Source organism: Acidovorax sp. GW821-FHT10E03, from assembly GCF_059415205.1.
The window spans coordinates 45,783-64,067 of record NZ_JBWKMU010000004.1 but is presented as its reverse complement, the minus strand read 5'-3'; the positions used below and the strand labels follow the sequence as shown (position 1 = coordinate 64,067).

The 18,285-nt window shown below is 70.3% G+C and carries 17 protein-coding genes and 1 riboswitch; of the genes, 4 read left to right on the top strand and 13 right to left on the bottom strand.

All coding sequences use genetic code 11. The features are described 5' to 3' along the window. Positions 1–11: 11 nt before the first annotated feature. The 3 genes from AC07OD_RS08365 (at position 12) to AC07OD_RS08355 (ending at position 4,215) form a co-directional block, all read left to right on the top strand. On the top strand, positions 12–188 hold the full coding sequence (locus tag AC07OD_RS08365) for a hypothetical protein (protein ID WP_218293304.1): 177 nt from the start codon (positions 12–14) through the stop codon (positions 186–188). 44 nt (positions 189–232) lie between these two features. Beyond that, positions 233–356, top strand: a riboswitch (TPP riboswitch). Positions 357–470: 114 nt separating this feature from the next. Beyond that, positions 471–2,378, top strand: a complete 1,908-nt coding sequence (gene thiC, locus AC07OD_RS08360) for a phosphomethylpyrimidine synthase ThiC (RefSeq protein WP_494596098.1) — start codon at positions 471–473, stop codon at positions 2,376–2,378. A 178-nt stretch (positions 2,379–2,556) separates the two neighbouring features. Further along, entirely contained in the window at positions 2,557–4,215 is a 1,659-nt protein-coding gene (locus AC07OD_RS08355) for a methyl-accepting chemotaxis protein (protein ID WP_494596096.1), read from the top strand. Between the two features lie 126 nt (positions 4,216–4,341). On the opposite strand, the gene AC07OD_RS08350 is transcribed toward AC07OD_RS08355, so the two are convergent. The 10 genes from AC07OD_RS08350 to gspG form a co-directional block, all read right to left on the bottom strand. Continuing rightward, positions 4,342–5,730, bottom strand: a complete 1,389-nt coding sequence (locus AC07OD_RS08350; protein WP_494596094.1) for a GspE/PulE family protein — start codon at positions 5,728–5,730, stop codon at positions 4,342–4,344. Positions 5,731–5,743: 13 nt separating this feature from the next. Continuing rightward, positions 5,744–8,368 (bottom strand): type II secretion system secretin GspD, encoded by a 2,625-nt coding sequence (gene gspD, locus AC07OD_RS08345; protein WP_492254633.1) that lies wholly within the window; start codon positions 8,366–8,368, stop codon positions 5,744–5,746. 4 nt (positions 8,369–8,372) lie between these two features. After that, positions 8,373–9,182: a type II secretion system protein N gene (gene gspN / locus AC07OD_RS08340; RefSeq protein ID WP_494596092.1), complete on the bottom strand. Its 810-nt coding sequence runs from the start codon at positions 9,180–9,182 to the stop codon at positions 8,373–8,375. 46 nt (positions 9,183–9,228) lie between these two features. After that, positions 9,229–9,777 carry a type II secretion system protein M gene (locus AC07OD_RS08335; RefSeq protein WP_494596091.1) on the bottom strand — a complete coding sequence of 183 codons (549 nt, stop codon included), beginning with the start codon at positions 9,775–9,777 and terminating at the stop codon, positions 9,229–9,231. Then, positions 9,774–11,072 (bottom strand): type II secretion system protein GspL, encoded by a 1,299-nt coding sequence (gene gspL, locus AC07OD_RS08330; RefSeq protein ID WP_218293309.1) that lies wholly within the window; start codon positions 11,070–11,072, stop codon positions 9,774–9,776. Before gspL ends, AC07OD_RS08335 begins: the two co-directional genes overlap by 4 nt. 83 nt (positions 11,073–11,155) lie before the next feature. After that, the gene (gene gspK / locus AC07OD_RS08325; RefSeq protein WP_494596089.1) at positions 11,156–12,166 is read right to left on the bottom strand and encodes a type II secretion system minor pseudopilin GspK; all 1,011 of its coding nucleotides are present in this window, start codon (positions 12,164–12,166) and stop codon (positions 11,156–11,158) included. Between the two features lie 80 nt (positions 12,167–12,246). Next, entirely contained in the window at positions 12,247–12,873 is a 627-nt protein-coding gene (locus AC07OD_RS08320) for a PulJ/GspJ family protein (RefSeq protein ID WP_218293311.1), read from the bottom strand. 178 nt (positions 12,874–13,051) lie between these two features. Further along, positions 13,052–13,438, bottom strand: a complete 387-nt coding sequence (gene gspI / locus AC07OD_RS08315) for a type II secretion system minor pseudopilin GspI (RefSeq protein ID WP_218293312.1) — start codon at positions 13,436–13,438, stop codon at positions 13,052–13,054. Then, the gene (locus AC07OD_RS08310) at positions 13,435–13,953 is read right to left on the bottom strand and encodes a prepilin-type N-terminal cleavage/methylation domain-containing protein (protein WP_492254636.1); all 519 of its coding nucleotides are present in this window, start codon (positions 13,951–13,953) and stop codon (positions 13,435–13,437) included. The genes gspI and AC07OD_RS08310 overlap by 4 nt, the downstream gene beginning before the upstream one ends. Before the next feature lie 31 nt (positions 13,954–13,984). Beyond that, positions 13,985–14,476 (bottom strand): type II secretion system major pseudopilin GspG, encoded by a 492-nt coding sequence (gene gspG, locus AC07OD_RS08305; protein WP_370627810.1) that lies wholly within the window; start codon positions 14,474–14,476, stop codon positions 13,985–13,987. Positions 14,477–14,485: 9 nt separating this feature from the next. Between gspG and AC07OD_RS08300 the strand changes: the two genes are divergently transcribed. Then, positions 14,486–14,941, top strand: a complete 456-nt coding sequence (locus AC07OD_RS08300) for a type II secretion system protein N (RefSeq protein WP_218293313.1) — start codon at positions 14,486–14,488, stop codon at positions 14,939–14,941. Positions 14,942–14,984: 43 nt separating this feature from the next. On the opposite strand, the gene AC07OD_RS08295 is transcribed toward AC07OD_RS08300, so the two are convergent. From AC07OD_RS08295 to ilvA, 3 genes are all read right to left on the bottom strand, one after another. Continuing rightward, positions 14,985–15,575 (bottom strand): histidine phosphatase family protein, encoded by a 591-nt coding sequence (locus tag AC07OD_RS08295; RefSeq protein WP_494596087.1) that lies wholly within the window; start codon positions 15,573–15,575, stop codon positions 14,985–14,987. Beyond that, positions 15,572–16,378, bottom strand: a complete 807-nt coding sequence (gene cobS / locus AC07OD_RS08290; RefSeq protein ID WP_494596085.1) for an adenosylcobinamide-GDP ribazoletransferase — start codon at positions 16,376–16,378, stop codon at positions 15,572–15,574. Before cobS ends, AC07OD_RS08295 begins: the two co-directional genes overlap by 4 nt. A gap of 86 nt (positions 16,379–16,464) precedes the next feature. Then, positions 16,465–18,027 (bottom strand): threonine ammonia-lyase, biosynthetic, encoded by a 1,563-nt coding sequence (gene ilvA, locus AC07OD_RS08285; protein ID WP_218340427.1) that lies wholly within the window; start codon positions 18,025–18,027, stop codon positions 16,465–16,467. Positions 18,028–18,285 lie beyond the last annotated feature (258 nt).

The window sequence follows — 18,285 nt, the reverse complement described above, 5'->3', positions numbered from 1 at the left end:
GAGTCCCTGACATGCTGATCTTTCGCTGGCTGGCCATGCTGCTGCTCCTGGCGGCGGCCGTGTCGTTTGCCTTCTATGCCGGCACGGGGCAGGCGCGCTACAAGCGCCTGGGGCTCGTCATCCTCAAGTGGACGGTGATCGCGGCCGTCTTCTTCTTTGCGGTGGTCCTCATCGGGCGCCTCGCCTGACCGAGAGGCTCCGCGGCGCGGTTTTCTCTCTCTGGCCTATACTCGCGCCTGCTCCGGGGTGTGCGTAAGCGCTGAGATGCGAGGTGGCTGAAGAAATTCGGCAGGCCTTGCGAACCCGACGAACTTGATCCGGTTCATACCGGCGGAAGAAGAGCCGACCTCCTTGTCTCCGTGCCCGCAGTCCCTGCTGGCACGCCATGCCTCAGGTGCAGCCGCACCCGAGGGGCGCACAGGTCCATTCCGGAGCAGCACCCACCGCCACCGGAACCAGGAGACCTGCCCATGAACGCCCCCGACCCCCACGCCAAGCTGGCCACCCCCGAGAGGTTCGCCGAGTTGCTCGCACGCACGCGCGAACCCTTTCCTGCCTCACGCAAGGCCTACCTCCCCGGCCACCTGCACACCGATCTGCGCGTGCCCGTGCGCGACATTGCGCTGACCAACGGCGAACTGGTCAGCGTGTACGACACCTCCGGCCCGTATACCGACCCCGAGACTGCGATCGATGTGCGCAAGGGCCTGGCGGGAGTGCGCGGCGGCTGGATCACCGGCCGTGGCGACGTGGAGCACTACGAAGGCCGCGCGCCCGTGGCGCTGGACGATGGCCAGAAGAGCGAAGACGCCACCCGTCTGGCCCAGCTGCGCGCCGAGGCCGCGGCCCTGCAGCGCAAGCCCTTGCGCGCCAAGGCGGGTGCCAACGTCACGCAGATGCACTATGCGAAGAAGGGCATCGTCACGCCCGAGATGGAATACGTGGCCATCCGCGAGAACGGCAAGCGCGAGTGGATGGAGCAGTACATGGCCGACGCTGGCCGCGAGCAGCGGCTGATGGGCAACCCCATGGGCGCGAGCATCCCCAAGATCATCACCCCCGAATTCGTGCGCGACGAAGTGGCCCGGGGCCGCGCCATCATTCCCGCCAACATCAACCACCCCGAGGTGGAGCCCATGGCCATCGGGCGCAACTTCAAGGTCAAGATCAACGCCAACATCGGCAACTCGGCGGTCACGTCGAGCATCGAGGAAGAGGTCGAGAAGCTCGTGTGGGCGATCCGCTGGGGCGCCGACAACGTGATGGACCTGTCCACCGGCAAGAACATCCACACCACGCGCGACTGGATCGTGCGCAACTCGCCCGTGCCCATCGGCACGGTGCCGATCTACCAGGCGCTCGAAAAGGTGGGCGGCGTGGCCGAAGACCTGACCTGGGCGATCTTCCGCGACACGCTGATCGAGCAGGCCGAGCAGGGCGTGGACTACTTCACCATCCACGCCGGCGTGCGCCTGGCCTACATCCACCTCACCGCGCAGCGGCGCACGGGCATCGTCTCGCGCGGCGGCTCCATCATGGCCAAGTGGTGCATGGCGCACCACCGCGAGAGCTTCCTGTACGAGCACTTCGAGGACATCTGCGACATCATGAAGGCGTACGACGTGTCGTTCAGCCTGGGCGACGGCCTGCGCCCCGGCTGCGCATCGGATGCCAACGACGAGGCGCAGTTCGCCGAGCTGCACACGCTGGGCGAGCTGACCCAGGTGGCCTGGAAGCACGACGTGCAGACCATGATCGAAGGCCCCGGCCATGTGCCCATGCACATGATCCAGGCCAACATGACCGAGCAGCTCAAGACCTGCCACGAGGCGCCGTTCTACACCCTGGGCCCGCTGACCATCGACATCGCACCGGGCTACGACCACATCGCATCGGCCATCGGCGCGGCCATGATCGGCTGGATGGGCACCGCCATGCTGTGCTACGTGACGCCCAAGGAGCACCTGGGCCTGCCCGACCGCGACGACGTCAAGCAGGGCATCATCGCGTACAAGATCGCCGCGCACGCGGCCGACGTGGCCAAGGGCCACCCGGGGGCCCGCGCGCGCGACGACGCGCTCTCCCAGGCGCGTTTCGACTTCCGCTGGCAGGACCAGTTCAACCTGGGCCTGGACCCCGACACGGCCAAGGAATACCACGACGAAACGCTGCCCAAGGACAGCGCCAAGGTGGCGCACTTCTGCTCCATGTGCGGCCCCAAGTTTTGCTCCATGAAGATCACGCAGGAAGTGCGCGAATTTGCCGCCCAGAAGGGCGTGGCGGAGGCCGAGGCGCTGGCCCAGGGCATGCAGACCAAGGCGGCGGAATTCCAGCAGCGCGGCGGGCAGTTCTACATTCCCGTGACACCGGTGGCATAAGCCCGCCTACTGACCCCGGGGATTCCCTGCAAAGGGCCCCGGGGCGGTGCTTACCCTGTGCGGCGGGGGCGGCAGCCCGGCATATAGTCCGGCCACACTCGGTTCAGAAGACCGGGGGGAGGGCGTGGCACCAAATTTGCTATGCTGGATTGTCTGTTAAAAATTGTAAGGAAGAGCCATGAATGCTCTGGGCCGCTTCTCCATCCGCACGCGCCTTTACTTCGGAACCGTCTTTTCCCTGATCCTGCTTGTTGTCATCGGCGCCATGGGCTACGTGGCGCTGGACCGCACGCGCGGCACGCTGCAGGTGCTGTTCTCGCAGCGCGTACAGACCCTCACCGACATGTCGGAGCTGCGCACCACGCTGGGCGACCTGCGCCGTACCGAAAAAGACATCATCATCAACTTCAACAACTCGGTCGAGGTCTCCGCGCTGCGCGAGACCTGGGCCAAGACACTGGCCGCGCTGCGCAAGAGCCTGGCCGACGTGCGCCAGGTGCAGTCGGGCGATGCGGCCTTCGTCGAGTCCATCGACAAGTCGCTGGCCGAGATCAAGCAGTACGAAACCGGCATTTCCCCCATCTTCGAGAAGATCGAGGGCGCGCAGCTCGATGGTGCCGGCGGCGGCGCCTATGCCGACCGGCTCAAGGTCCACATGGAGGCCACCGACAAGCTGTTCTCCAGCCTGGCCACCACGGCCCGCACGCAGATGGACGAGGCCCGCGCGGGCGTGGAGTCGCGCACCTCCACCATGTCGGCCTTCATCGGCATCGGCCTGCTGCTGGGGCTGGCCGTGCTGATCCCGCTCACGTTCTTCAGCGTGCGCTCCATCACCGGATCGCTGCGCCAGGCGCAGGAGCTGGCCGACCGCATCGCCAGCGGCGACCTGTCGCGCGATGTGGAGGCCATGAACCAGGATGAGGTGGGCCAGCTGGTGGCCGCCATGGGGCGCATGCAGGATGCGCTGCGCGGCCTGGTGCGCCAGGTGCAGGACACGGCGGGCAACATCTCCACCGCCAGCTCCGAGATCGCCAGCGGCAACCACGACCTGAGCCACCGCACCGAGCAGACGGCGGCCAATCTGGAGGAAACCGCTTCGTCCATGGAGATGCTGACCAGCACCGTGCAGCAAAGCGCGCAGTCCTCGCGCCAGGCCAGCGACTTCGCCTCCACGGCCGCCGAGGTGGCCGCGCGCGGCGGCACCGTGGTGTCGCAGGTGGTGACCACCATGGACCAGATCACCACCAGCTCGCGCAAGATCGCCGACATCACGGGTGTGATCGACTCCATCGCCTTCCAGACGAACATCCTGGCGCTCAATGCCGCGGTCGAGGCCGCGCGCGCGGGCGAACAGGGCCGCGGCTTTGCTGTGGTGGCGAGCGAGGTGCGCAGCCTCGCGCAGCGCAGCGCGGAGGCGGCCAAGGAGATCAAGGGCCTCATCAGCTCCTCGGTGGAGCGGGTCGAGGACGGCTCGCGCCTCGTGAGCCAGGCCGGCCAGACCATGACCGAGATCGTGAGCAGCGTGCGCCGCGTGTCAGACATCATTGGCGAGATCACCGCTTCGTCGGCCGAGCAGAGCGACAACATCGGCCAGATCAGCCAGGCCGTCTCGCAGCTCGACCAGATGACGCAGCAGAACGCGGCCCTGGTGGAGCAGTCCACCGCGGCCTCGGAATCGCTGCGCGAACAGGCGGTGCAGCTGACCAGCGCGGTCCGCCAGTTCAAGCTGCAAGGGGGGGGCTCGGAGCTGCCCTCCTCGCCTTCATCGGCACCGCTGGCCTCGCCCGCGCCCGCCGTGTCACCGGCGGGCCGGCGCCCCGCGCTGCAGATCCGCTGATTCCAAGCGTTTTGGGCCGCTGGCGCTTGCTTGTCAAGCGCGGATTGCTATTAAAAAAGTAGCAAAATGATCCCGGTGGCGCACCGCCACCGAGAGGGCCTGTGGCGCGGCCGCCGGCCCGTGGGATCAGTCCCGCGTCACGCGCAGCACTTCCTCGCGGCTGGTGATGCCCGCCGCGATGAGCCGCTCGCCATCCTCCCGCATCAGCGCCATGCCATCGGCCAGCGCGGCGGTGCGGATGTCGGCCTCGGAGGCCTGGTTGTGGATCTGGGCGCGGATCGCGTCCGTGGTCACCAGCAGCTCGAACACGCCGGTGCGGCCGGTGTAGCCCGTCTGGCCGCAGTGATCGCACCCGCTGCCCTGGCAATGGCTGCAGTACTTGCGCACCAGGCGCTGCGCTAGCACTCCCAGCAGCGAGGACGACAGCAGGAAGGGCTCCACGCCCATGTCGGTCAGCCGCGTCACGGCGCTGGCGGCGTCGTTGGTGTGCAGCGTGGCCAGCACCAGGTGGCCCGTCAGTGAGGCCTGGATGGCGATCTGCGCGGTCTCGAAGTCGCGAATTTCACCGATCATGATGATGTCCGGGTCCTGCCGCAGGATGGCGCGCAGGGCCTTCGCAAAGGTCAGCTCGATCTTGCTGTTGACCTGGGTCTGGCCGACGCCGGGCAGCTCGTATTCGATGGGGTCTTCCACCGTCATGATGTTGTTGCGCGTGGCGTCCAGGCGCCCCAGGCCCGCGTACAGCGTGGTCGTCTTGCCCGAGCCCGTGGGCCCGGTCACCAGGATGATGCCGTGCGGCTGCGAGATGAGGCCTTCGAAGCGGCGCAAGGTGTCGCCCTGCATGCCCACGGCTTCCAGGCTGAGCTTGCTTTCGCTCTTGTCCAAAAGCCGCAGCACCGCACGTTCGCCGTGGGCGCTGGGCAGCGTGGACACGCGCACGTCGATGGCGCGGGTGCCCAGGCGCAGGCTGATGCGGCCGTCCTGCGGCAGCCGTTTTTCACTGATGTCGAGGTCGGCCATGATCTTCAGGCGCGAGATCAGGGCGGCGTGCAGCGCGCGGTTGGGCTGCACCACCTCGCGCAGCGTGCCGTCCACCCGAAAGCGCACGCTGGAATGGCGCTCGTACGGTTCGATGTGGATGTCGCTTGCTCCGTCGCGCGCGGCCTGCGTGAGCAGGGCATTGAGCATGCGGATGATGGGTGCGTCGCCGGCGGACTCCAGCAAGTCCTCCACGGCGGGCAGTTCCTGCATCATGCGCGAGAGGTCGGCATCACTCTCGACCTCGCTCACCACCGTGGCCGCACTCGATTCGCTGTGCGAATACACGGCACTGATGCGCTGGGCCAGTGCCGGGGCGTCGAGCGGCAGCAGCTGCTGCACGGCGTGCTTGCGCAGCACCTCCGACAGCGCCCCCGCGTCGGGGTGGGGGCCATGCCACAGCACCAGCTGGTGGCCGTCGTCCTCCAGCAGCAGCTGGGCCGTGCGGGCAAAGGCGTAGGGTAGGGGGTGGCGCATGGGGGCTCGGTCCTCAGAGCGCCTGGGCCGCCACCGTGGCGTTCAAGGCCGTCTGGCTGCGCACCGTGGCCGCAGCCGCCTGGGCGGCGTCTTCCGTGGCGAACGGGCCTACGCGCACGCGGGTGGCTTTGCCCCGGTTGGTTTCCACCGCCTGCAGGGACAGCGGCAGCGCGGAGTCGCGCAGCTTGGCCATCGCGCTCCTGGACTGGGCGTCCTGGCCCATCACGCCGACGTTCACGTAGTACAGGGGCACCGGCACCTTGGCCATGGGCGTGGCGGCGGTGCCGGGCTGGGCCGGGGCGCTGCTTTGTGGGGCCGTGGCGGGGTTGACTGGCTGGGGCGCGGGCACCGGGGTCAGCTGCTGCTGCTGTTGCTGCTGCAGGGGCGCCGGCATGGCGGCGGGGGCGGTGCGTTCGGGTGCCACGGGCAGTGCGGGCAGCACCGGGGCCCCCGATACCGTACCCATCATCAGGCTAGGGGCGGGCTGGGTGGCGTGCTGCAGCGCCCGGATGGCTTCGTAGCGGTCCACCACCAGGGCGTCGCTGGTTGCGTTGTCGCGCACCACGATGGGGCGCAGGAAGATCATCAGGTTGGTCTTGCGGCGCGAGCGGTTCTCGCTCTTGAACAGGTTGCCCACCACGGGCAGGTCGCCCATCACGGGCACCTTGTCTTCGCCCTGCGAGTAGGTGTCCTCCAGCAGGCCGCCGATGACGATGATGCTGCCGTCGTCCACCACCACGTTCGATTCGACAGCACGCTTGCTGGTGGTGGGGCCGGTGGCGTTGGACAGGGTGGAGCGGTCGATCTTGGAGATCTCCTGGTAGATCGCCATTTTCACGGTGCCGTTCTCGCCGATCTGCGGGCGCACCTTGAGCATCAGGCCCACGTCCTTGCGCTCCACGGTGTTGAACGGGTTCACGGTGCCGCTGTTGCCGGTGTTCGCATACGAGCCCGTGACGAAGGGCACGTTGTCGCCGATGAGGATGCGCGCCTCCTCGTTGTCCAGCGTCATCAGGTTGGGGGTGGACAACACGTTGGCGTCGCCGCTGTTCTGCAGGAAGTTGGCCAGCGCGCCCAGGTAGTACTGGCCGTTGATGCGCGGCGCGAGCGCCAGGTTCAGGCCCCCGCCCAGGCCGCCCGCGGCGGTGGCGATGCTGCTGGCACTGCCCGAGGCCAGCGCGGCGGTCAGCCCCAGGATGTTGGCGCCGGCCGCGCCGGAGTTGGTGCCGATCACACCCACGGTTCCATCGCCCTGCTTGCCCAGGATGCCTTGCCACTGGATGCCGAACTGCGCCACTTTGTTGGCCGACACCTCCACGATCAGACTTTCCACCAGCACCTGCGCGCGGCGGCCGTCGAGCTTGTCGATGACGGTGCGCAGCTGGCGGTACAGCGGCTCGGGCGCCGTGATGATGAGCGAGTTGGTTGTCGGGTCGGCCTGGATCTGGCCGCCGGTGGAGGGCTGGTTGTTGTTGGTGCTGCTGGTGCCCATGCTGGAGCTGCCAGAGCCCAGGCCGGAGTTGCCGCCGCCCCCGGACAGGCTGCTGCCCGTGGACAGCATGCTGCCGCTGTTGTTGCCACCGCCCACGCCTGCGCTGGGCGCCGCCGGTGCGGCGCTTGCGCCCACGCCGCCGCCACCCGTGTTGCCGCTGCCGCCCATGGCCGCCATGGCGGCGCGCAGGGTGGTGGCCAGCTTGGTGGCGTCGGCATTCTTCAGGTAGACCACGTGGATGTTGCCAGTGGCCGCGCTGCTGCCGGGCGCGGGCGCCTGGTCGAGCTGCGCCACCAGCGCGCGCACCTGGGCCACGCGGGCCGGGTTGGCCGCGCGCAGGATCAGCGCGTTGCTGCGCGGCTCCGCGATCAGCGTGGTCTTGAACGAGGTGTCGGTCTGGCCCTGTGCGCCTGGCGCGCCGGGGGTGGCGCCGCTGCCGCCGTCGATCAGGCGCGCCACCAGCGGCGCGAGGTCGGTGGCGACGGCGTTGCGCAGAGGGATCACTTCCACGTCGCTGGCGTTGGAGACATCCATGGCCGCCACGATGCGCGCCAGGCGCTGCAGGTTGTCGGCGTAGTCGGTGATCACCAGCGAGTTGTTGCCGGGGTTCACGTTGATGGTGTTGTTGGGGCTGATCAGCGGGCGCAGCACGGGCACGAGGTTGGCCGCGTTCTCGAAGTTGAGCTTGAAGATCTGCGTGACGATCTGCCCGCCCCCGGGCGCGCTGCCGGCGTTGCCCTGCACCACGCTCACGCTGCCGCCCTGCAGCTTGGCGTCGGCCTCGGGCACCACCTTGTAGAGGCCTGCGGCCTCCACCACCGTGAAGCCCTGCAGGCGCAGCGCGGCCAGGAACTGCTGGAAGGCGGCGGCGGGTGTCACGGCCCGTTCGGTGACCAGGTTGAGCTGGCCCTTGACGCGGGGATCGACCACCACGTTGCGGCCGGTGATGGTGGCCATGGTGCGCGCCACCGCCTCGATCTCGGCATTGGCGAAGTTCAGCGTGACCGGTTCGCCCGAGCGCACGCTGCCGGTGCTGGTGTCAATGGCGGTCTGCGCAATGATCTGGCCGCCAGCGCAGGTCAGTAAAGCGCTGAAAGCTATTGTTTTGAGAGCAAAACCCGGGCGGTGCGAAAACAAGGAAGTCATAGGTTCAACCCACGGTGATGATGGAGCGCGCGCCGCTGCGCCGTCCGATGATGTTCAGGAGATTGGACAGGGCGGCCTCGCGCTCGGGGGTGGCGCTGGCCTCGCCTGCAAACCGCAGGCGCTGGCCCACCCACTGGCCGGTGCCGCTGAGCTGCAGGTGGCCGTCGAGCGTGCTGAGCGTGAGCGCGGGCACCTCGCCGCCCGCCAGCAGCAGCCGGTAGCTGCCCATGGGCCGCAGGGTGGACAGGCGCGAGGACATGGCCCGCGCATCCATCTGGGCCTGGCCCTCCAGCACCATGCGGCCCGCGGTCCAGCTGAAGGCCAGGCCGCGCGTCTGCAGCGTGAGCTGGCCTTGGGGCTGCAAGGTGTTCCAGGGAGTCCCGAGCCCGGCCAGGATGGCGGCGGGCCACTGGCTTTGGCCATCGGCCAGGGTCAGCCGGGGGCCGGCCCAGCGGGCCTGTGCGTGCAGCTGCAGGGGCTCGGGCGTGCAGCAGCTCGCATGCAGCTGGGCGCGCAGGCCGGCGAGGCTGGGGCGCAACCGCCACTCCACCCGGCCGGGCAGGGCCGCGCGGTCCTGGCTCGCCGCGCCGCCGGTCAGCACCAGCTGGGCCGAGCCGGTCCAGACCGTGCCGCGCGCCTGCAGCAGTTGCATCTGGCCATTGGTGGCGCGGGCCAGGCCCCGCGCCAGCCAGTGCGCTGGCGCGAAGGCCAGCACGGCGGGCACCACGCCGGCCACGGCGCCCGCCAGCGCCCAGCCCCAGGCGGAGCGCGGGGCACGGACGGGAGGCTTGCGGGTGCGGGTGCTGGTGGCCATGGTGAGGGAATATCTGTCTGTCGGCTGGTCTGTCTGGCGGGCCGTGTCAGCGCTGGGCTGGCAGGGCGAGGACCAGCGTGCCGTCCCAGCGTGGCATGGCCGAGGCCGGAGCGCCCAGGACGGCGGGTGCCGCGGTGCCCGGGGGAGGAGCGGCCGGGGCGCTGCGGGCCAGCCGCGCCTCCACCGGCGTGGCCCGTGCGTTGCTGCGCGCCTGGGCCAGCCACTGGCCCAGGGCGTCGGCGGGCGCGCCCTTGAGCGTCACCGTGGCGCGGTCGCCCACCACATTGAGCTGGGCGGTGTTGCCCAGGCGCTGGCTCAGGGCGGTGCGCAGCGCGCCCACCGCGTCGCCGGTGCTGGTGCGCGGGGCGGATTGCAGCTGCTGGGCCTCGGCCTGCAGGCCCTGCATGTGCTGAAGCTGCGTGTCGAGCGCGGCATGGCGGGCGGGAGCGGTCCGCAGCGTGGACAGGGCGGGGGCCACGGCCACCCACCACACCAGGGCGAGGGCGATCAGGCCGCCCGCGGCCAGGACCAGTGTTTGTTCGCGGGGGGCCAGCGCCTGCCAGCGGTCCCGCAGCGCGGTGGTGTTGCGTGTCATGGGGTGCCTTGCGCATGGGGCCGTGGGCCGCCTTCGGCGGCGCTCATCAGCAGGCTGCCGTCTTCCAGCCGCACCCGGTAGCCCGCGGCTTCCAGGCGGGCGCTGAGCGCGGGTTCCTCGTCGGGGGCCAGCGCCACGCCGCGCAGGCGCAGCTCGCCGGGGGTGTATTCGATGCCGGTGGGCTGTCGGCCGCTGGGCAGGGCGGTGCCCGCGGCGGCCAGCAGGGGCTCCAGGTCGCGCGCCGAGACGCTGCCGGCGGCCTGCCGCAGCTGCGCCAGCTCGCGCTCCATCTGCACGGGGGCATCCACCACCACCTGCACCTTGGGGAAGGTCTGGGTCAGCGTGGCGCGCACCGCGGCCTGCTTGGCCGCCAGCGCCTGGCGCTCCTGCCAGGCCCAGGCGTTGAGTCCCACCAGATGGGCCGCGGCAAGCAGCCCGGCACCCCAGCGCGCCGCGCGCCACTGGGGGGCGTACAGCAGTGCGCTGGCCACGCTGCCCGCCTTGCGCAGCGCGCGCGTGCGTCCCGTGCTGGCCAGATCGAACTGGGCCAGGTCCCAGTCGCCGCGCGCGGCTTCCAGCGCCCGCTGGCTGGCCGTGTGCAGCGCCGCGCGCTGGCCCAGGGTGCGTTCCGCGAGGGCCGCCACGGCGGGCTCGGCGCGCACGACGGGAGCGTCGCCGTCCTCGCCGGAAGCCGCCTGGGCGGGCATGCCCGCGCGGGCCAGCGCCATGGCCATGTTCGACAGGGGCAGCACGGCCACGCCGTGGTCCGCGCCCTGGCCCGTCAGGACCACGCAGGCGTCCTCGGGCGTGCCCAGCACGCACAGTTCGGGGCGGCCGCTGGCGGTCGGGCCGGGGGCGAACTCGGGCACCACGCGCGCCACGCGGCGGCCCGCGGCCTCCAGCGCCTGCAGGTTCTCGCGCAGCCAGGCGCGGTCGCACACGGCCACCCACACGGGTTCGCCGGGGTGCGCCGCGGGCTGGATCGCGAAGTGCAGCTGGGAGGCATCGTCAAGCACGCGGTCTTCGAGCAGCCCCTCCAGAACGGACCGCAGGCGCGGTGTCTGCTGCCCGGCGCCCAGGGGCAGGCCGGGGGGCAGCTGCACCTTCTGCCACGACAGCGCCCGCGCGGGCACCACGGCCACGACCTCGCCGCCAGGGCGCGTGGGCTCGGGCAGCAGCGCCGCCGGGGCGCTGGCATGTCGGATGGCGGTGTGGCCGTCCGCCGTCAGCGTGTAGCTGTACTCGGTGGCGGGGCCCGGGCGGGCGGGCGGCAGGAAAAGGATGAGGGTGCTCATGGACGGGTTTTGCGGGCCATTTTAGGGGGCGGGCTTGACAGTGCAGGGCCCAACCCGAGGATGTGTTGCGGATGTGTTGCGTCTCAGCGCGGAGGCTGCGGCGCGGCCCCGGTGTTTTCGCGGTCAAAAGCGCCGCGTTCGCGCCACAGCGTGGTCACCTCGATACCCTGTTTGCGCACCAGCGACCGCTCGTCCACCATCGCATCGCCCAGGCGCAGGCGGCCCCGCACCTCGAAGTAGGAGGAGGCCACCGCATGGGCGCCTTCATTGATGTCGATGTTCGCGCCCAGCAGGTCGCGCACTTCGCTCAGGGTGCGGAAATGCCGTGCCTCGCGGACCTGCAGGATCTTCTGGGCGCTGGCCATGTCCAGGCCGTCGATGGCGGCCAGCAGCACGTCGATGTCGGCGGTGTTGATGTTGACCGGGGTGCGCACGGGCAGCAACGCCACGTGCGGGGTCAGGCGGACGACGGTGGCGGGCACCAGGCCCAGCCAGCCCAGCTGGGACACGGTGGGTGGCATCAGTGGCGCCGTACTGCTGTCGCTGCCCGTCGTGGCCTGTGCCTGCCGCAGGGCCTGCGCGAGCAGGCCGAGCTCCTGCTGCGGCAGCCCCAGGCGTTCGAACAGCCGCGTGAACTGGCGCATCGCCACGGCCTGCTCGGGCCCGGTGGCCGCCAGGTTCATGAGGTTCATGCGGCCTTGCATGTCCGAGATCTGCCCCGACAGGAAGGCTTCGGTGGTGTCGGTGCTGGCGTCGTCCACCTGGCTCACGTTCTTGTCCGCCGCGAGAAAGGTCGACAGCCGCGCCTCCTGCAGCGGCACGGCCCAGGGCTCGGCCAGGTGGTCGGCGCCGCCCGAGCGGCCATCCTCGCGCAGGATCAGGCGCGACCAGTCGAGCGCGCCGACCAGGATCCAGGTGGACTGCACGCGGCCGCGCTCGGCCGTCTCGACCTCCACCGCGCGCCACTGCTGCCACATGGCCGCGGCCGCGAAGGTGGCCACCAGCGTGACGGTGAGCATGGCCAGCAGCAAAGCGGCCCCCCGTGAGGCGCTGCGCGCCTTCCCTCTCTCTCGCTGCGCGGGAGGGAGACGCATCCGGTGGCCCGGCAAAGCCGGTTCCATGGGGGCACTGGCGTTGTCCGTGCCAGCGTCATGGGTGCGTGGTGCGCGGCGCCTCACGACCTGCCTCCGCCCAGCACCGGGTTCACCCAGTCGCGCGTGAGGCGCCCGACCAGGGCCTGGCCTGGCGGCAGGGTGATCTGCAGGCGCACGCCGTCGGGGATGGCCGCCGCGCCGCTCGCGCTGGCGCCGCTGCTGGAGAGCGGGTTGGACCAGGCGCCGCCCCGGTAGTAGAAGATCTGCCAGTCCGCCAGCGGCAGCAGCGTCATCTCGTGGCGCCGCTCGGCCTCGCCCGGCGTGCGCGCCCATTGCGCCGCCAGCTGCCAGGCCTCCTGCCATTGGGCGCGCGTGCGCACCGGGGGAGACTGCCAGCGCATCCACTGGCCCTCGCCCTGGGCGCCCCGGCGTGTCCAGGCCACCACCAGGGCGCCTTCGTCGGGCACGGCGCTGCTGCGCCGCGTCAGGCGCAGCACCTGGCCGTCCCAGTCGAGCGGCGTGGTGTTGGCGATCGGCGTGAGCGCATCCAGGTCCGTGCCCCATTGGCCCAGCGCCGCCTGCAGCACCAGCATTTCATCCGCCCGCTGGCGCGTGATCTCCTGCGCCCGCACCATGCCATCGAGCCCGCGCCAGCTCAGGATGGCCAGCAGGCTCATCACCGCAATCGCCAGCAGCAGTTCGACCAAGGTGAAGCCACCGTGAGTGCGACATGACGAGTTCCTTCTGACATGCGGCCGCGCATCGCCGGAGGCCGTGGAACCTGGCGCGCCCCAACGCCAGTGCCACCTTGGAACTGGCTTTGCCAGGCCACGGTTGGCGTCCCCCTGGGGGGAAGGCGCGAAGCGACTCAGGGGGGGCATCTGGTCAATACCTTCCAATGATGGTCGAGATGCGCAGGATGGAGTTGTCGCCATCCAGCACCTGCGCGTCCACGCGGCGAAAGCTCGGGTTGGGCGTGGGGCGCACGCTCACGGCGACGGTGAGCGTGCGCCCCGCCTGTTCGCAGGCGAGCGTGCTGTCGCCCACGCTGGGCATCTGGCGCGACAGGCGGGTGTACACGAGCTCGTTCTCGGCGCACAGCTGGGCCAGCACGATGTCCGACTGGCGCAGCGCGTTGCGGGTGAGCGCGGTGGTGGCCTGCAGGCCCGCCATGAGGGCGATCGCGACGATGCCCAGCGCCACCAGCACTTCCACCAGCGTGAAGCCGCGCTGCGGCGCGCTGCGTCGATCCGGGCGCGGGCGGCTGCTCACTGGACCGGCTCGACGGTGAAGGGGCGCACGCCATCGGTGGCGACGCGCAGCGCGCGTTCGGGATGGGCGTGGTGGGTGATCAGCACCTGCTGCGGGCCGATGAGCGGCTCCGGTCCCAGCACCAGCACGGTGGGGGCGCGCGCCGTGGTGCCCGCATCCAGCCACTGGCTGGGCAGCGCCTGCTGCGCGCTGGGCGGCAGCCCTTCGAAGCGGAACCCGCGTGCCTCGGTGCGCCAGCGCACGGGCATGCCGCCGGCGCGCGACTGCGCGCGCGCGGATTCCAGCAATGCCGCCAGCCGGGCCGCCTCGCGCTCGATCAGCGTCTGCCCGCTGTCGCGCATCGCCACGCCCACGCCCGCCGTGGCGAGCGCGATGATGCTGATGACCACCAGCAGCTCCAGCAGCGTGAAGCCCCCCTGGGCCGCTGCGCGGCGTCCCCGCAGAGGGGCCGGGCCACCGGTGGCCCGGCCAGCCCGGTTCCACGGCATCCCCGGCCTGGGGCGCGCCAGTGTCATGGAGTGGGGGTGCACGGCGAAGGGCCGGCCCTCATTGCCAACTGCCAATATCGGCATCCTTGCCTTCGCCGCCGGACTGGCCATCGGCGCCGAACGACATCACGTCGATCTCGCCCTTGATGCCGGGGTTCAGGTACTGGTACGGGCGGCCCCAGGGGTCGTTGGGCAGTTTTTCGAGGTACAGCTTCCAGTTGTTGGGCACCGGGCCCGAGGTGGGCTTGACGATCAGCGACGGCAGGCCCTGCTCGGCCGTGGGGTAGCGCTGGTTGTCCAGGCGGTACAGCTTGAGCGCCTGCATGATGTTGGTGATGTCGGTGCGGGCTGCCGTCACGCGGGCGTCGTCGGCACGCTCGAGCACATTGGGCACGATGAGGGCGGCCAGCACGCCGATGATGACGAGCACCACCATCAGCTCGATGAGGGTGAAGCCCCGGGAGAGGCTGCGGCGGGCGGAGCGCAAGAGGAAGGGGAGGGAAGTGTTCACTGCTGGCGGTCTCTCGGATGGTCGGATCGCGTGAATCATAATCCCCGCATGGTGACCAATTCACACAGCAAATGGGGCGTGCGCCTGGGGACCCTGGCGCTCTGGGCCGCGGCGGGCGCCAGCGTGGTCTTCTGGGGCCTGCGCCTGTCGGCGCCGGCGGGCGGCATCGCCGCGCCCGCGGTGTTGCCAGCGCCGGTGGCGCCCGACGCGCAGGCGCTGGCCCGCCTCCTCGGGGCGGTGGCCTCCCCGGCGGGCGCTGCGCCCGCGCCCGCTGCGCCCACGCTGGCCAGCCGGTTCGCGCTGATCGGGGTGCTCTCGGGCCGCAGCAGCGGCGGCGGTGCCGCGCTGATCGCGGTGGACGGCAAGCCGGCCAGGCCCTTCCGCGTGGGCGCGGCGGTGGACGAGGGGCTGGTGCTGCAGGCGCTGGGCCCGCGCCAGGCGCAACTGGGCGCCGAGGTGGGAGGCGCCGCCACGCTCACGCTGGACATGCCCCTGAAGCGCTGACCCGGCGCGTGGCGGGCGCAGTCGCCCGCCAGGGCCTCCGCTCTCAGATGCCCCGGTGGGCGATGTCCCACTCGCCCCAGCCCGGCGCGGCAAGGGGCCATTCTTCGGAGCGCGGCAGCACGCCCCCATGTGCCTGCAGCCAGGCCACGCAGCGGATCACGCCGGCATGGGTGATCCAGGCCACATCCCGTGCGGTTTCTTCTGCGGGCGGGAGGGAATGCAGCGCGGCCGCCACGCGCTCCAGCATGGCCGCCAGGCTTTCACCATTCCCGGGGCGGTAGCTGGCGAACGCGGCCGTCCAGGCGTCGATGTCGGAGCGGGCGATGGCATCCCAGGCCAGCCCTTCCCAGCTGCCAAAGTCCATTTCGCGCAGGCGGGCGTCGGGTTTGGGTATCAAATCAGGCCGCAGCGCTTGCAGTTCCATCGCAAGCTGCTCACATCTTTGTAGCGTGGAGTGGAACACCTGGATCCGGGGCGGCAGGGTGGCGGCCAGGCGTTCCGCGGCGGCGCGGGTGGCGGCGGGGTCGGCGGGGACGTCCAGCGCGCCGTAGCAGATGCCGGGCGCCACCCGCGGCTGGGCATGGCGCACCAGCCAGAGGCGGGCGCCGCGCTGCGGTCGGGCCACGGGCTTCACATCCAGCGCAGGGCCAGCGCCGCGCCCAGGTAGAAGCCGATTTCGCTGACCTGCTGCGTGGCGCCCAGGCAATCCCCCGTGAAACCCCGCAGCCGGCGCGCAAACCAGCGGGCCATCCAGGCGGCGGCGAGGGCGCTCAGTACAATGGCTGCTATTAAATATGTAGCTGATTGCGCTTTCCAGACAAGCGCCAGCGGCACAAAACACCATGAAAATGCCGTCGCCAGCGCAGTGCCCGAGATCTGGTCGGCCAGCGGCTTGCTTTTGGAGCGGGCGGTGTCCCCCACATGCGGCAGGCTGCGCACGATGAGCAGGGGCCAGAAACGCGACACCACATGGGCCCCCGCCAGCGCGGCCACGGCGGCCAGCAGGCTGTGGGAGCCCAGCAGCGCCAGCACGCTGAACTTGGCCAGCAGCGCCAGCACCAGGGCCATGGCACCGAACGCGCCGATGCGCGAGTCCTTCATGATGTCCAGCGCCCGCTCGCGGTCGGCACTGCCGCCCAGGCCGTCGGCCACATCGGCCAGGCCGTCCTCGTGGAAGCCGCCGGTCATCAGCACCGTGGCGATGGTGCAGAACACGGCGGCCACGGCCGGTGCCAGCGGATTGGGCGCCAGCGCCCAGTGCAGCGCGGCATAGACGCCCGCCGCGAGCAGCGCCGCCAGCCAGCCAATGCCCGGAAAGTGCGCCGCGCTGGCGCGCAGCATGGCGGGGCTGTAGCCCACCCACTGCGCCAGCCGCCCGGTCACCGGGATGCGCGTGAAGAACTGCACGGCCAGCAGGTAGTGGCGCAGGGCTTGCATGGACGGGCGGAGGAGGCTATGTCAGATTTGATAGCTGCCAGCGCTGGTTGGATAAGCGCTGGAGGCCGGTTCGACCCATATCCTGGTCACTTGGAACGCAGGAACAGCCGGTAGGCCGGGTTCAGCGTCTCTTCCACGTATGGGTAGCCCAGCGTGGCCAGGAAGGCGTCGAACGTGGCGGTGTCCTCGGGCGGCACCTGCATGCCCACGAGGATGCGGCCGTAGTCGGCGCCCTGGTTGCGGTAGTGGAACAGGCTGATGTTCCAGGTCGGCTGCATCAGGCTCAGGAACTTGAGCAGCGCGCCCGGCCGCTCGGGGAAGGTGAAGCGCATCAGCCGCTCGTCCTGCGCCAGCGCCGAATGGCCGCCCACCAGGTGGCGCAGGTGTTCCTTGGCCAGTTCGTCGTGGGTCAGGTCCAGCGCCTCGAAGCCGTGGCGGCCGAAGTTCCGGGCGATCTTGTCCGATTCGCCCTTGCCGTTGGTGGTCAGGCCCACGAACACATGGGCCTGGGCGGCGTCGCTGATGCGGTAGTTGAACTCGGTCACGTTGCGCGCGCCGCCGGGCAGGTCGCCCACCACCTCGCAAAAGCGCCGGAAGCTGCCGCGTTCCTCGGGGATGGTCACGGCGAACAGCGCCTCGCGCTCCTCGCCCACCTCGGCGCGCTCGGCCACGAAGCGCAGGCGGTCGAAGTTCATGTTGGCGCCGCACAGGATGGCGGCGTAGGTCTCGCCCCGGGTCTTATTTTCGGCCACGTACTGTTTGATGGCGGCCACGGCCAGGGCCCCCGCGGGCTCGACGATGCTGCGCGTGTCCACGAAGATGTCCTTGATGGCGGCGCAGACGGCGTCGGTGTCCACGGTGATGAAGCCGTCCACCAGGCCGCTGTGGGTGATGCGGAAGGTTTCCTCGCCCACGAGCTTGACGGCCGTGCCGTCCGAGAACAGGCCCACATCGGGCAGCGTGACGCGCTGGTGCGCGTTGACCGACTGGATCATTGCGTCCGAGTCGTTCATCTGCACCCCGATCACCTTGATCTCGGGCCGCACGGCCTTGATGTAGTTGGCCACGCCAGAGATGAGCCCGCCGCCGCCGATGGCCACGAACACGGCATCGAGCTGGTTGCTGCCCAGGCTTTGCAGCTGGCGCAGGATCTCCATGGCGATGGTGCCCTGGCCCGCGATCACGTCCGGGTCGTCGAACGGGTGCACGAAGGTCAGGCCCTGTTCCTTTTCAAGCGTCACCGAGTGGCCGTAGGCGTCGGAATAGCTCTCGCCAAACAGCACGACCTCGCCACCCAGCGTCTTCACGGCATCGATCTTGAGCTGCGGCGTGGTGGTCGGCATCACGATGACCGCGCGGGCGCCCAGCTTGTGGGCGCTCATGGCCACGCCCTGCGCGTGGTTGCCGGCCGAGGCGCAGATCACTCCGCGCGCGAGCTGCTCGGGCGTGAGGTGCGCCATCTTGTTGTAGGCGCCGCGCAGCTTGAAGCTGAACACCGCCTGCTGGTCCTCGCGCTTCAAGAGCACCTTGTTGTGCAGGCGGCGGCTGAGGTTCTTGGCGGGCTCCAGGGCCGACTCCACCGCCACGTCGTACACGCGGGCGGTCAGGATTTTCTTCAGGTAGTCGGCGGGGGTGAGGTGCAGGGTCATGGCGGGAGCTGGTGGGGCCGCCGCTGGACAGCGGCGGGGGCCACATCATAGGGCGTCGGTTTCCGGCCTGGCCCGGACGCCACACGGGCGGCAGGCGGCCGGACCGGCCAAAAAAAAGCCCCGGGCCGTAAGGCCTGGGGCTAATCCATCCTTTGAGGAGATGGAGGAGACAATCGGTGCGGGGCAAGTACCGGATTCCGGACTTCTTGCCGCCTGCCGTTTCCTTTTTGTTCGAAACCGGCAGCGCATGGGCGAAGT

Coding starts and splice junctions, on each gene's coding strand:
- AC07OD_RS08365 (WP_218293304.1), top strand. CDS start 12: ATGCTGATCTTTCGCTGGCTGGCCATGCTGCTGCTCCTGGCGGCGGCC.
- thiC (WP_494596098.1), top strand. CDS start 471: ATGAACGCCCCCGACCCCCACGCCAAGCTGGCCACCCCCGAGAGGTTC.
- AC07OD_RS08355 (WP_494596096.1), top strand. CDS start 2,557: ATGAATGCTCTGGGCCGCTTCTCCATCCGCACGCGCCTTTACTTCGGA.
- AC07OD_RS08350 (WP_494596094.1), bottom strand. CDS start 5,730: ATGCGCCACCCCCTACCCTACGCCTTTGCCCGCACGGCCCAGCTGCTG.
- gspD (WP_492254633.1), bottom strand. CDS start 8,368: ATGACTTCCTTGTTTTCGCACCGCCCGGGTTTTGCTCTCAAAACAATA.
- gspN (WP_494596092.1), bottom strand. CDS start 9,182: ATGGCCACCAGCACCCGCACCCGCAAGCCTCCCGTCCGTGCCCCGCGC.
- AC07OD_RS08335 (WP_494596091.1), bottom strand. CDS start 9,777: ATGACACGCAACACCACCGCGCTGCGGGACCGCTGGCAGGCGCTGGCC.
- gspL (WP_218293309.1), bottom strand. CDS start 11,072: ATGAGCACCCTCATCCTTTTCCTGCCGCCCGCCCGCCCGGGCCCCGCC.
- gspK (WP_494596089.1), bottom strand. CDS start 12,166: ATGCGTCTCCCTCCCGCGCAGCGAGAGAGAGGGAAGGCGCGCAGCGCC.
- AC07OD_RS08310 (WP_492254636.1), bottom strand. CDS start 13,953: ATGACACTGGCGCGCCCCAGGCCGGGGATGCCGTGGAACCGGGCTGGC.
- gspG (WP_370627810.1), bottom strand. CDS start 14,476: ATGATTCACGCGATCCGACCATCCGAGAGACCGCCAGCAGTGAACACT.
- AC07OD_RS08300 (WP_218293313.1), top strand. CDS start 14,486: ATGGTGACCAATTCACACAGCAAATGGGGCGTGCGCCTGGGGACCCTG.
- cobS (WP_494596085.1), bottom strand. CDS start 16,378: ATGCAAGCCCTGCGCCACTACCTGCTGGCCGTGCAGTTCTTCACGCGC.
- ilvA (WP_218340427.1), bottom strand. CDS start 18,027: ATGACCCTGCACCTCACCCCCGCCGACTACCTGAAGAAAATCCTGACC.